At 61.9% G+C, this 12524-nt stretch carries 12 protein-coding genes; 7 read left to right on the top strand and 5 right to left on the bottom strand.

From position 1 onward, the window contains the following. Positions 1 to 28: 28 nt before the first annotated feature. Positions 29 to 1267, top strand: a complete 1239-nt coding sequence (mshC, locus tag GOEFS_RS20695) for a cysteine--1-D-myo-inosityl 2-amino-2-deoxy-alpha-D-glucopyranoside ligase (RefSeq protein WP_007319913.1) — start codon at positions 29 to 31, stop codon at positions 1265 to 1267. A 62-nt stretch (positions 1268 to 1329) separates the two neighbouring features. After that, complete coding sequence (locus GOEFS_RS20690) at positions 1330 to 1638, top strand: hypothetical protein (RefSeq protein WP_007319912.1); 309 nt, start codon at positions 1330 to 1332, stop codon at positions 1636 to 1638. A 175-nt stretch (positions 1639 to 1813) separates the two neighbouring features. On the opposite strand, the gene GOEFS_RS20685 is transcribed toward GOEFS_RS20690, so the two are convergent. Further along, positions 1814 to 2692, bottom strand: a complete 879-nt coding sequence (locus GOEFS_RS20685; RefSeq protein WP_007319911.1) for a PAC2 family protein — start codon at positions 2690 to 2692, stop codon at positions 1814 to 1816. Between the two features lie 51 nt (positions 2693 to 2743). Here GOEFS_RS20685 and metH point away from each other — a divergent pair, with 51 nt between their 5' ends. After that, the gene (gene metH / locus GOEFS_RS20680) at positions 2744 to 6355 is read left to right on the top strand and encodes a methionine synthase (protein WP_007319910.1); all 3612 of its coding nucleotides are present in this window, start codon (positions 2744 to 2746) and stop codon (positions 6353 to 6355) included. Between the two features lie 20 nt (positions 6356 to 6375). Here the strand turns inward: metH and GOEFS_RS20675 are convergent, their stop codons facing one another. Continuing rightward, positions 6376 to 6882 (bottom strand): GNAT family N-acetyltransferase, encoded by a 507-nt coding sequence (locus GOEFS_RS20675; RefSeq protein WP_007319909.1) that lies wholly within the window; start codon positions 6880 to 6882, stop codon positions 6376 to 6378. Positions 6883 to 7070: 188 nt separating this feature from the next. Next, positions 7071 to 7556: a hypothetical protein gene (locus GOEFS_RS20670; protein WP_007319908.1), complete on the bottom strand. Its 486-nt coding sequence runs from the start codon at positions 7554 to 7556 to the stop codon at positions 7071 to 7073. A gap of 56 nt (positions 7557 to 7612) precedes the next feature. Between GOEFS_RS20670 and GOEFS_RS20665 the strand changes: the two genes are divergently transcribed. The 4 genes from GOEFS_RS20665 (at position 7613) to GOEFS_RS20650 (ending at position 10413) form a co-directional block, all read left to right on the top strand. Further along, on the top strand, positions 7613 to 8299 hold the full coding sequence (locus GOEFS_RS20665) for an HAD family hydrolase (protein ID WP_040525824.1): 687 nt from the start codon (positions 7613 to 7615) through the stop codon (positions 8297 to 8299). 291 nt (positions 8300 to 8590) lie between these two features. Then, positions 8591 to 8854: a phosphoribosyl-ATP diphosphatase gene (locus tag GOEFS_RS20660; RefSeq protein WP_040525822.1), complete on the top strand. Its 264-nt coding sequence runs from the start codon at positions 8591 to 8593 to the stop codon at positions 8852 to 8854. A 48-nt stretch (positions 8855 to 8902) separates the two neighbouring features. Beyond that, complete coding sequence (gene hisG, locus GOEFS_RS20655; protein ID WP_007319905.1) at positions 8903 to 9748, top strand: ATP phosphoribosyltransferase; 846 nt, start codon at positions 8903 to 8905, stop codon at positions 9746 to 9748. A 206-nt stretch (positions 9749 to 9954) separates the two neighbouring features. Next, positions 9955 to 10413 (top strand): winged helix-turn-helix transcriptional regulator, encoded by a 459-nt coding sequence (locus tag GOEFS_RS20650; protein WP_040525808.1) that lies wholly within the window; start codon positions 9955 to 9957, stop codon positions 10411 to 10413. Between the two features lie 14 nt (positions 10414 to 10427). Here GOEFS_RS20650 and GOEFS_RS20645 read toward each other — a convergent pair whose 3' ends face one another. Continuing rightward, on the bottom strand, positions 10428 to 11675 hold the full coding sequence (locus tag GOEFS_RS20645; RefSeq protein WP_007319903.1) for an MCE family protein: 1248 nt from the start codon (positions 11673 to 11675) through the stop codon (positions 10428 to 10430). 44 nt (positions 11676 to 11719) lie between these two features. Further along, a complete protein-coding gene (locus tag GOEFS_RS20640; protein ID WP_007319902.1) occupies positions 11720 to 12502 on the bottom strand; it encodes a hypothetical protein in 783 nt (260 codons plus the stop codon). Positions 12503 to 12524: the final 22 nt, after the last annotated feature.

Here is a 12524-nt window from a genome sequence, read left to right as displayed (position 1 = left end):
ATTCTTCGCAAGCCATACAGTGGAGTTCATGCAGTCGTGGTCTTCTCCAGCGATTCCCGAAGCCGCGGGTAACTCACCGGCCCTCCGTCTCTACGACACCGCCGCACGGCAAGTTCAGCCGGTCACACCGGGAGCCGAGGCGACGATGTACGTCTGCGGCATCACCCCCTATGACGCGACCCACATGGGCCACGCCGCCACCTACGTCACCTTCGACACAATCAATCGACTGTTCCGCGACAACGGCCACGACGTGCACTATGTGCAGAACGTCACCGATGTCGACGATCCGCTCTTCGAACGCGCCGAGCGTGACGGCGTCGACTGGCGAGACTTGGGTACCCGCGAGATTCAACTATTCCGCGACGACATGGAGGCCCTGCGGGTGGTTCCACCCCGGGAGTACGTCGGCGCGATCGAATCGGTTGACGAGGTGATCGACATGGTCGGCAAACTGCTGGCCAGCGGGGCGGCCTACGTCGTCGACGACGCCGAGTTTCCCGACGTCTACCACCGGATCGACGCGACCGAGACCTTCGGATACGAGTCCGGCTACGACCAGCCGACGATGGAAAAGTTCTTCGCCGAGCGGGGCGGCGACCCGGACCGCGCTGGCAAGCGAAACAAACTCGACGCTCTGTTGTGGCGCGCTGCCCGTCCGGGCGAGCCGTCGTGGCCGTCGCCGCACGGCCCGGGACGTCCCGGCTGGCATATCGAATGTTCGGCGATCGCGCTCAACCGGCTGGGCATTGAATTCGACATCCAGGGGGGCGGCAACGATCTGATCTTCCCGCATCACGAGTTCTCGGCCGCACATGGCGAAGCACTCAACCAGGGACGACGGTTCGCGCGGCATTACGTCCACACCGGGATGATGGGCCTTGACGGCGAGAAAATGTCGAAGAGCCGGGGCAACCTGGTGTTCGTCCACAAACTGCGCGAGGCGGGTATCGACTCCTCCGCCGTGCGGTTGGCGCTGCTGGCCGATCACTACCGCTCCGATCGCATGTGGTCCGACGACCTGCTCGCCGACGCCCAAACGCGGCTGCAACGCTGGCGCGCGGCGGTTTCGGCGTCGAGCGCACCGGACCCGACCGACGTTCTCGCGCGGGTTCGCCAGCATCTGGCCGACGATCTTGATACCCCCAAAGCGCTTGCTGCCGTTGATGGTTGGGCCGCCGACGTCGCGTTGGGAATCGGTTCGGATACTGATGCGGGCGCACGCGTCGCCCAGATCGTCGACGCATTGCTCGGGGTTGCGCTGTAGGAGCGCTGACCCTGCAGCGAGTCCGGTGGCATAGCGCACCTCGCGATGGATAGAGTCTTCCCGTGGCCCAAGTGACCGAAATCGATCCCGACACCATGGCCGGCGTATGGACCGTGGTGACCCGCACGTCGACTTACCTGCTCGACTTCACCGAGATGACGCTGTTGCGCGCACCGGGCGTCGGGAGCTCAGACGACGAAAGCTGGTCGGTGTCGAAACTACGTCGGGATTCCGAAGACATTCCGCTGTTGGGCGTCAAGTCCTGCCGGGTGGGTGAGTCCGCTCAATTCTGGGTCCGCGCCGCCGACGACCCCGACGTCCGGACCTGGCGTATTACGACGCCGGTGGTGTCAATCGAGCAGATTGGGTGACTTGGCGCGGCTTAAACCTGCGCGGTGAGGGTACGTGAGGGGAAGTTCCCCTCGGCGAGGCTTAGGTCGCAGATTTCATTCGGTTAGACGCAGACTGAAGTCTGCGAGCTTATTGTCAGCGGGGAAGTATCTCCCTCATGCGGGTTCGGAGCGCAGATTTCAGCCGGCCGTGTGGTCACAGCCCGAAATTCGGTGGATTCGGCCGACGGCGCTTCAGGTAACGTTCGAAATCTGCCGCTAGCGATTCGCCGTCGATCTCCGACATCGCGTCGTCGACGCTGGTCTGCGCATCGCCGCGTTCTTCGAGGCCACGCACGTAGTTGCGCACTTCGTCGTCGTCTTCGGTCATCTCGTTGACCGCCTGTTCCCACTCCTCGGCCTCGGCGGGCAGCGAGCCGAGCGGAACCTCGATGTCGATGACCTCTTCGATGCGGGTAAGCAGGGCCGCGGTCGCCTTGGGGTTGGGCGGAGCCGACATATAGTGCGGAACCGCGGCCCAGAGCGAGATCGCCGGAATACCCGCGCGAACGAAAGCGTCCTGCAATACGCCGGCGATGCCGGTCGGCCCTTCGTAACGACTTTCGGCCAGACCGTATTTGGCCGCTGTGTCGCTGCTGTAAGCGGCGCCCGTCACCGGAACCGGGCGGGTGTGCGGCGTATCGGCGAGCAGCGCGCCGACGACAACGGTAGTTACCGCATTGAGCTCTGATGCGATCGCGACGATCTCATCGCAGAAGGTCCGCCAACGCATATTCGGCTCGATGCCGCGGAGCAGTACAATATCGTGGTCGGATCCGGGTGGATTGCAATAGGAGAACGAGGTCACCGGCCAGTCGATACGACGGGTCACCCCGTCGACGAGATTCACGGTCGGGCGGTTCACCTGAAAGTCGTAATAATCCTCGGACTCGATATCGGTGAGATGGGTTGCCCCCCAACTCAGGGCGAGGTGATCGATGGCCGCACTCGCGGCGTCGGCGGCGTCGTTCCAGCCTTCAAAGGCGGCTAACAGGATCGGGGCACGCAGGCGAATATCGAAGTCCTTATTACTCACCGAACTAGCCTACGACCATGTCGCTTTCGGGCGCGAACTACTCTGGAGACCATGTCTGACCGTAGCAATGCCGCAACTACCATAGGCGGCCAACAGGGGGCTGGCGCATACGACACGACTCTGCTTGAGGCGATGTCGCGTCGGGTGCTGATCGGCGACGGTGCAATGGGGACGATGTTGCAGGCCGCCGATTTGACGCTGGACGATTTTTTGGGTCTCGAAGGATGTAACGAGATCCTGAACGAAACACGTCCAGACGTTCTGGCCGATATTCACCGCGCGTATTACGAAGCTGGCGCCGACATCGTCGAAACCAACACCTTCGGCTGTAATCTGTCGAATCTGGGTGACTACGATATCGCCGACCGCATCCGAGAACTGGCCCGCAAAGGCACCGCCATCGCACGTGGGGTCGCCGACGAAATGGGGCCCGGCCCGCATGGCGACCCGCGGTATGTACTGGGCTCGGTTGGGCCCGGCACCAAACTACCGAGCCTGGGCCACACCACCTTCGAACTCATCCGCGACGCCTACACCGAATGCGCCGCCGGAATGCTCGAGGGCGGCGCCGACGGTATCCTCATCGAAACCTGCCAGGATCTCCTGCAGGTGAAGGCCGCCGTGATCGGATCGCGCCGCGCGATGGACCTCGTCGGCCGTGCGATTCCAATCTTCGTGCATGTCACCGTCGAAACCACCGGAACGATGCTGCTCGGTTCCGAAATCGGTGCCGCGCTAACGGCATTGGAGCCCCTCGGCATCGACGTCATCGGCCTCAACTGCGCGACCGGCCCGGCCGAGATGAGTGAGCACCTGCGCTACCTGTCGCGTCACGCTCGCATCCCGGTGTCGGTGATGCCCAACGCCGGACTACCGGTCCTCGGCGCCAATGGGGCCGAATATCCGCTTACCGCACCGGAATTGGCGACCGCGCTGAGCGGATTCGTCAGCGAATTCGGATTGTCGATGGTCGGCGGCTGCTGCGGCACCACGCCCGAGCACATCAGTCGCGTGGCCGAAGCCGTCGCTCAGGCACAGCAGGCAGCCCGTGAGCCGGCACACGAATCCTCGACGTCATCGTTGTATACGCCGGTGCCGTTCGCTCAGGACGCTAGCTTCTTGGTCATTGGAGAACGCACAAACTCTAACGGCTCCAAGGCTTTTCGCGAGTCAATGATCAGTGGCGATTATCAGAGCTGCCTCGATATCGCGAAAGACCAAACCCGCGACGGCGCACATATGCTCGACTTGAACGTCGACTACGTGGGTCGAGACGGCGCGTTGGACATGACAGCGCTGGCCAGTCGGTTCGCCACCGCATCAACTCTGCCCATCATGATCGATTCCACTGAGCCGCAAGTCATTCAAGCGGGCCTCGAAGCGCTCGGCGGACGTTGCGCGGTGAACTCGGTGAACTACGAGGACGGCGACGCGCCCGATTCACGGTTCGCGCGCATCATGAAACTGGTGGTCGAACATGGCGCCGCTGTCGTCGCGTTGACCATCGACGAAGAAGGGCAGGCACGGACCGCCGATCACAAGGTGTCGATCGCCGAACGCCTCATCGCCGATATCACCGGCAACTGGGGACTGCTCGAAGAAGACATCATCATCGACGCGTTGACCTTCCCGATCTCCACGGGACAGGAAGAGGTTCGTCGCGACGGTATCGAAACGATCGAAGCAATCCGACGCCTCAAGGCCGCTCATCCCGAAATCCACTTCACCCTAGGTATTTCGAATATCTCGTTCGGGCTGAATCCCGCTGCGCGGCAGGTACTTAACTCGGTCTTCCTCCACGAGTGCGTGCAGGCGGGCCTGGATACCGCGATCGTGCACGCGTCGAAGATTCTGCCGATGGCGCGGATTCCGGAGGAACATCGCGATGTAGCGCTTGACCTTATCTATGATCGTCGCCGCGAGGGTTACGACCCGCTTTCGAAATTGATGGAACTGTTCGAAGGCGTGTCCGCGGCGTCGGCACGGGAAAGCCGCGCCGCTGAACTGGCCGCGCTGCCACTATTCGAGCGACTCGAGCGACGCATCGTCGACGGCGAACGCAATGGGCTTGAAGACGACCTCGACGAGGCGATGACCCAGGTACCGCCACTAAAGATCATCAACGAGACCTTGTTGTCGGGGATGAAGACCGTCGGCGAGCTATTCGGATCCGGACAAATGCAGTTGCCGTTCGTGTTGCAGTCGGCTGAAGTGATGAAAACCGCTGTGGCACATTTGGAACCGCATATGGAGTCGACCGGCGAAGACGGCAAGGGACGTATCGTGCTTGCCACGGTGAAGGGCGACGTCCACGACATCGGCAAGAATCTCGTGGACATCATTTTGAGCAACAACGGCTACGAAGTGGTGAATATCGGTATCAAACAACCGATTTCGACAATTCTGGAAGTCGCCGAAGACAAGAAGGTCGACGTCATCGGAATGTCCGGCCTGCTCGTGAAGTCGACGGTGGTGATGAAGGACAACCTCGAGGAGATCAATCACCGCGGGTTGGCGGAGAACTATCCGGTGCTCCTGGGTGGCGCCGCGCTCACCCGCTCCTATGTCGAGACCGACCTCGCCGAAACCTACGGGGGCGACGTGCATTACGCACGTGATGCCTTCGAGGGTTTGCGTCTGATGGACGACATCATGGCTGTCAAGCGTGGTGGTGGACCTGACCCCGATAGCCCAGTGGCGTTGGCGGCCAAGGCGAAAGCTGAGGAACGCAAGGCCCGCCACGCGCGGTCCAAACGAATTGCCGAGAAGCGTCGGGCCGAGCAGGAACCAATCGAGGTCCCCGCGCGCTCGGATGTCGCGGCCGACAACGAAGTCCCGACGCCACCGTTCTGGGGTAGCCGGGTGGTACGAGGCATTCCGGTCGCAGAGTACCGCCAATTGCTCGACGAGCGAGCATTGTTCTTGGGGCAGTGGGGATTACGTGGCACTCGTGGCGGCGAGGGTCCCGACTATGACGAACTGGTCGAAACCGAGGGCCGCCCCCGATTGCGGTACTGGATTGACCGGCTGTCTACCGAGGGAATCCTCGCGCATGCCGCTGTGGTCTACGGCTACTTCCCGGTGGTCTCCGACGGCGACACCCTGCACGTGCTCACCGAGCCGAAACCTGATGCGCCCGTCCGCTTCAGCTTCGAATTCCCGCGTCAGCAACGGTCGCGGTTCCTGTGTATCGCGGACTTTGTGCGGTCGCGCGATGACGCTATCGCTCAGGGCGTGGTCGACGTGCTGCCGATGCAGTTGGTCACGATGGGGCAGCCGATTGCCGATTTCGCGAATAAGTTGTTCGCGGAGAACGCATATCGTGACTACCTCGAGGTGCACGGCATCAGCGTTCAGCTGACCGAGGCGCTGGCGGAGTTCTGGCATCAGCGAGTCCGTTCGGAGCTGCAGTTCTCCGGTCACGCTATGGCGAGCGAAGACCCGGACAACCCACAGGGGTTCTTCGATCTCGAATACCGTGGCGCGCGTTACTCGTTCGGATACGGCGCGTGCCCGGACCTGGAGGACCGGGGCAAGTTGGTCGAGATGCTCGAGGCCGAGCGGATCGGTGTGACGCTGTCGGAGGAATTACAGTTGCATCCCGAACAGTCGACGGATGCCTTTGTACTGCATCATCCCGAAGCCAAGTACTTCAACACCTAGTTGATTAGACAGAGGTCGATTCAGACGAGGGCCCGCGACCATTCCCACAGCGGGCCCTCGTCTGGATCATGTTGTTCGGCGACAAACTCGAATCCGAGAGCATTGAGAACGCCGGTCGACGGATTTGGACCGGCGAGCGTATGTGCTTTGATCTGGGTCACGCCGGCGTCGGCGGCTTTCTGGATGAGGGCGGCTGCGGCGTGGGTTGCCAGTCCGCGACCTCGAAACTCTGGGGCTATCTCGTAGCCGATTTCGACTACACCGTCGACAGGTGGGCCGTAGTAACCGCCCGATCCGATCAATGCTCCGGTCGCGGTCTCGGTGAAGAGATGCATCGTCCACTCGGACGTCGCCGACGTCGGTGCCGAGCGCAACGAGGTCAGCGTGTGCTCGACCGATTCGGGAAACTCCGGCCATCCCGCGGGGATAGGAGAGCCGACCAGTCGTTCGAACGAGCGCGGATCGCTGATCAACGCTTCCAGTAGGTCGCGTCGTGCGGGGATCAAAGTCACCGTCGAGCTATTCATGTGGCGCCGTCCGTTCCATTCGGTCGGCTTCGAGGATGCGCGCAGTCGGGCTGCTGAGCAACTAGTTTTCGCGGGTGCCGCAGGCCGACGAATAGGCTTCGCGCGCCTGCAAATGTCCCCGTGGCGGGAGCAGGCGGCGATATAGCACCTGCTCGTGTCGCGGGGACATTTCCTGTCGAGTAGTCGATTTAGTTCGAGTTGATCGCCCAATTCCCACGCAGGTCAGTGAGTTCGGCTGTGGATGTGAAGTTATTCGCGACGAATGGTGCCGCCCGGATGACCTTGTTGGCCGGCTGAAGTTCGACGGTCAGGGCGCCAACCTGTTTACCCAGCGAGGTGGTTCCGGCGACTGCTATACCGAGCGTCGATGCGACGTCTTTGAGCTCTGCGTCATCGAGTCCAGTGCCGCAGACCGTGATGGCGACTCGTAGTGGCGCTGCCGCTCCTTCCACCGAGATCACGGTGCCTTCGCCGGTCGCGACTCGATCTGGCAATGCTGCCAATTTCGGTGCCGCGGCATTGATCGCGTTGCCCAGACCGTACTCAGAAGTGGCGGAGCCGGGGCAGGTTGGCAGCGCCGCGGCGGACTGTTCACTGTCCTGGCAGCCAGAAGACACGAGGGTGAACACCGTAGCGATACAGGTGACGACGCTCCACTTCAGAACAGTTCGCATGCGGAGTATTGAATCACGGTTTGTGGGTTGGTCTCTCCATCGCTACCGTGCTGGTCGTGAGTATCGCAAAAGAGTCTTCGCCGGCCGCCGTCCTCTGGGATATGGACGGCACACTCCTCGATACCGAACCGCTGTGGGACATCGCGATGGCCGATTTGGCGCGCCGTCACGGCATCGAGATGACCGAAGAGTTGCGTGCGGCGACGCTCGGTAATGCCGCGCGAGATGCGATCGGCAAGGTGCTACTCGCCGCCGGCGTTCCGGAAACGCAGTGGGATTTCGCCGCGGATGAGTCGTGGATCAACGCCCGAGTCCAGGTACTTTTCGCCGACGGCCTGCCCTGGCGACCGGGAGCGATGGCGGCACTCGACATGTTGGGTGATATCGGGCTACCGCTGGCGCTGGTGACGAATACAGTTCGCGAACTCACCGATGTGGCGTTGAAAACCCTTGGCGCACACCGCTTCACTGTCACGGTGTGCGGCGACGAAGTTCGTAATGCGAAGCCAGCACCAGATCCGTATCTACGGGCAGCACAGTTGCTTAAGGTTGACGCGCGAGACTGCGTCGTCATCGAGGATTCACCGACCGGTGCGCGGTCGGGTCACGACGCTGGGGCCGCGACGCTGGTCGTCGGCGAAGAGGCATCTGGCGATCGAATCCCCGTGTTGGCACGGCAAACGCGACGGGCCGACCTCGTTGGGTTGACCATCGCCGACCTGAACGCTGCGCTGCGCGCTTAGCCGATCGTGAACGACCAGCGCGCACGATTCTCGGGGCCATCGTCGACAGAAGTGCTGGCAATAGTGCTGCGTGGATAGCCAAAGGTGCCGTCATTCGTTACCACTACACGGCGACATCGAAGTCGCCCAAGTGCTGCGCCCTTCTGTCGCACAACCTATCCGCAGATCGACCGACCCGGATGCCGCAATCGAGTGCAGATAACGGTGTTCGTCTTTCGGTCGCTCGGCGCCGATCTCGTCGGCATGACCTGTTCGCGCGGGCGCGCACCTAACATGCGAAAATGGGGACTCGTGAAGACCTTCGATGAATTGTTCGCCGAGCTGACCGAGAAGGCGGCCACCCGCCCCGAGGGCAGCGGCACCGTCGCCGCGCTCGACTCCGGCATCCATACGTTGGGCAAGAAGATCATCGAAGAGGCGGGCGAAGTGTGGCTGGCGGCCGAGCATGAGTCCGACGAGGCGCTCGGCGAAGAGATTTCTCAGCTCCTGTACTGGCTACAGGTGATGCTCATCAAACGCGGAATGACGACCGCGGATGTCTATCGACATCTGTGAGTGATCGCCCCTACCTGTCGTCCGTGTAACGAGATAAAGGATCCTTATATGCTGCGCGTAGCAGTTCCCAACAAAGGCTCGCTGTCCGAAGCGGCCGTGGCCGTACTGTCCGAAGCCGGTTACCGACGCCGCACCGACGCCAAAGACCTGACTGTGCTGGACAACGGTAACGGCGTCGAGTTCTTCTTTCTGCGTCCCAAAGACATCGCGATCTACGTAGGCGCGGGCACGCTTGATCTTGGCATCACCGGACGCGATCTCGCGCTCGATTCGGAGGCGGCCGTAGCCGAAGAGCTGTCGATGGGGTTCGGTGGCTCGACGTTCCGGTACGCCGCGCCCGCCGACGAGACGTGGACCGTCGAGAATCTTGCCGGCAAGCGGATCGCGACGTCGTATCCGAATCTGGTTCGTCGCGACTTGACCGAGCGCAATATCTCCGCCGAGATCATCCGGCTAGATGGTGCCGTAGAAATCTCCATCCAACTCGGCGTCGCCGACGCCATCGCCGATGTGGTGGGATCCGGACGGACCCTGCGTCAACACAATCTCGCGGCATTTGGCGATGTCCTCTGTGACTCGGAGGCTGTCCTCGTTCGTCAGGCCGACACGCAATTATCCAAGGCCGCAAGACAATTTGTCGCTCGTATCCAAGGTGTCGTCTTTGGTCAGCAATACGTGATGATCGACTACGATTGCCCGCGCGAACTACTGGATCGCGCGGTCGCCGTTACCCCGGGGATTGAGTCTCCGACGGTATCGCCAATGGCCGATGATCGGTGGGTCGCGGTCCGGGCGCTAGTGCCGCGTAAGCAGCACCAAAACCTGATGGACGAGCTCTCCGAGATGGGCGCGAAAGCGATTTTGGCGTCCGACATCCGGTCCTGCCGGTTCTAGTCAGAACCGGTACGGCGCGGTTGGCAGCTCGCGGTAGTGGTGGTTGGCCCTCGCGGCCGGAGTGCGAAAATCCCGTCCCCGTGAGTGGGGTCCGAGGGCAATATGCCCTTGCGCTGCGCTGAGGGGGACGAGAATTCGGAGAAGACGAAAAGTGTTTCATAAGGTTGCGGCCAGATGAGGCGCGTCACAGGCGTACCCTCGCACACGTGCCACGGACCCCATTCACCGAGATGAACTGCTCGGTCGCGCAGTGTGCTCACATCATCGGTGAGCGGTGGAGCGTCCTTCTGATACGTGACGCGATGATGGGCATCACTCGCTTCGAGGACTTCCGAGCCAGGACAGGGATCGCCCGCAATATCCTCAGCAGCCGGCTCGATGACCTGGTCTCCAATGGAATTCTCACTCGTGTGCAGTACGCCGACAAGCCTGTCCGGCATGAATATGTGCTGACCGAAAAGGGTATGGACCTGTGGCATGTGCTGGGCGCGATGGCGCAGTGGGGCGACAAATGGTCCGCGCCCAATGGCCCGCCGGTCGTGCTGGAGCACAGCGCTTGTGACCATCAAGCGACGATCACACCGACGTGCAGTCACTGTGGCGAGACTCTCGATCTTGGCACCCTCTCGTTACGCCCGGGGCCGGGCGCTGCGCGTTCGGCCTAGAAGTAAGTGACGTTCTACTTGGCGTGGACGCCCATCAGCGCAGCGATCTGCTCTGCCAGCGGATTGAGGTTGAGGCGGTCAGGATCCTTCTTGGGTTTGTTGTCCCAGGGTTGCGGGTAGGCGGGATTGGCTAACGAAGCACGGTTCGCACCGCGCACACTCGTCGGACTACCTTGCGGCACACTACATCTGGCATCTGTATTGAATGGGAAGTCGTCGTTGTTGATGTCGAAGTGTGGGTTGGCGCGCTTGATTTTGGCGATGATCTCGTTAGAGCCCTCATAGCCTTGGGTACATGCCGCCGGGTTGTTGGTCTCCAAAACAATCCCGAAGTGGATCTGACCGTCACCTCGGGGTGGGCCGTGGCTGCTCGCCGACAACGACGACAGCATGGCCAACGCCGCGTTGGTCGCCCAACCAGCAGGTTCGATGGTCTTCGCGGTGCTACCCAAGTCGTGGACGACTTTGGTGATGTCGGCGCCCTGTTGCTGTAACAAGGTCGACAACTGCGTCGCGGTCGCGGTACCCGTGGTGAGTAGGCGGCGCACATCGGGATCGGCCGACGCCAGCGTGGCCGTGATGAGGTCGAGATTGCGGGCCCAGTCCACGATGGCGTCGGATTGGTCGGCCTGCGTCGCAAGGGCGATATTCGAATTACGTAGCAGCGCAATGGTATCCGGAAGGCTCTCGACTCCGGCCTTGGACAGATTGCCCAATGAGGTGACCAGCCGGGTCAGGTTCTCGCCCTGCCCGTTGAACGCCTTGCCCAATTCGACGATGACGGTATGCAGATCATCTACCGGTATCGACTCCGCGAATTCGATCGCACTGTTGACAACTTCGTCCAGTGGCGGAGGCACCGAACTCTCGGTTATCCGCGACCCCTCAACGAGATACGGCCCGCCGGGTGACGTCGGCTGCAGGTCCATGTACTGCTCACCGATAGCTGATCGATTGGCAACTACCGCAACAGCATTCGCTGGAATTCGCCCTTCGTCCCCGTCAAGTGTCAGCGCGACGTCGACGCCGTCGGGAACCAAGCGCACGGCTTTGACCCGGCCGGCGGGTACGCCCTGATAGGTCACTTCGGCGTTGGTGAAGATGCCGCCCGAGTCGGGCAGGTGAACGGTCACAGTGTAGGAATTGGCGCCGAGCATTCGGTCCACGTGTACGTACCGCACGCCCGCGAATACCGTCGCGGCAATACCGAGGAGGATCAGCATGACTATCTGCACACGCTTTAGAGCACCAAGTGGTGGCATCGGTTGCCGTTCCCTTCTTCGATGACTTCGCTTGTCTCAGAGGCTCAGCGAGGTGCCGAGGAGGTACTGGGCACCGGATTCGCCGACGAGGCCGAACAACCGGAGTTGGTGGTTCCGGGAACACTGGTGCCGAGTCCGGGCGCGAGGGGTGAGGCGATGTCGGCGACCTTCCAGCTATCGCCGACCTTGCGCATCGACAAGGTCAGCACGTTGGCCGCGTTATTCTCGGTTCCGCTTCCGCCCGGCGCTGCCGCGTCAGTCCACCGGGATGTCTGCTCGATTACGACGAGCACTTTGGCGGCATCGCCGGAGTTCTCGATAACGCCGCTGCTGACGACTTTGCCGCGCGATGAGAGTTGCAGCGTTGTGATCGCTTGTTTCATCGTGGCGACTGAGCAACCTATTTGACGCTCCGCGTTGCCGGTAGCGGCCCGACGCATGTCGTCGAGATAGTTGTCGACATTATTCGCGTCGTAATTCGCGACCATCGCGCCGTAAGCTCCGGCGGCTTCGATGATCGGTGCGGTGTCGGCACGCGATTGCGGGGCGGTTGATCGACCTACGGCAAACATCGCGGCGCCCAGAGCGACGACGAAGATGGCGGCCCCGGCGGCCAACACAACCGGACGTTGCCGCAACGACGAGCGGGTGCGCTCCGACGACTCCTCGTCTTCGGCGTTATCCGCGGTGGCCGCGTCTGTCGCGGTCGAGGCTGCGGCGGGGGACTCGGTCGCGGCGACTTCGTCAGTGACATCGGAGGTCAGGTCGCTCACCGGGTCGTCGGTGTCGGTGGCTTTGTCGGATGGGGAAGGTCGAGAATCGGACATCGTTATTCCTTTCGCGCGGCGA

This window comes from Gordonia effusa NBRC 100432 (assembly GCF_000241305.1).
Classification (GTDB): Bacteria; Actinomycetota; Actinomycetes; order Mycobacteriales; family Mycobacteriaceae; genus Gordonia; species Gordonia effusa.
Note: the sequence above shows the minus strand (reverse complement) of the source record. Positions and strands in the feature narration are given on the sequence as shown.

Bases quoted from the DNA above. Each gene is read 5' to 3' on its own strand.
- GOEFS_RS20645 (WP_007319903.1), bottom strand. From the start codon at position 11,675: ATGCCACCACTTGGTGCTCTAAAGCGTGTGCAGATAGTCATGCTGATC.
- mshC (WP_007319913.1), top strand. From the start codon at position 29: ATGCAGTCGTGGTCTTCTCCAGCGATTCCCGAAGCCGCGGGTAACTCA.
- hisG (WP_007319905.1), top strand. From the start codon at position 8,903: ATGCTGCGCGTAGCAGTTCCCAACAAAGGCTCGCTGTCCGAAGCGGCC.
- GOEFS_RS20640 (WP_007319902.1), bottom strand. From the start codon at position 12,502: ATGTCCGATTCTCGACCTTCCCCATCCGACAAAGCCACCGACACCGAC.
- metH (WP_007319910.1), top strand. From the start codon at position 2,744: ATGTCTGACCGTAGCAATGCCGCAACTACCATAGGCGGCCAACAGGGG.
- GOEFS_RS20675 (WP_007319909.1), bottom strand. From the start codon at position 6,882: ATGAATAGCTCGACGGTGACTTTGATCCCCGCACGACGCGACCTACTG.
- GOEFS_RS20670 (WP_007319908.1), bottom strand. From the start codon at position 7,556: ATGCGAACTGTTCTGAAGTGGAGCGTCGTCACCTGTATCGCTACGGTG.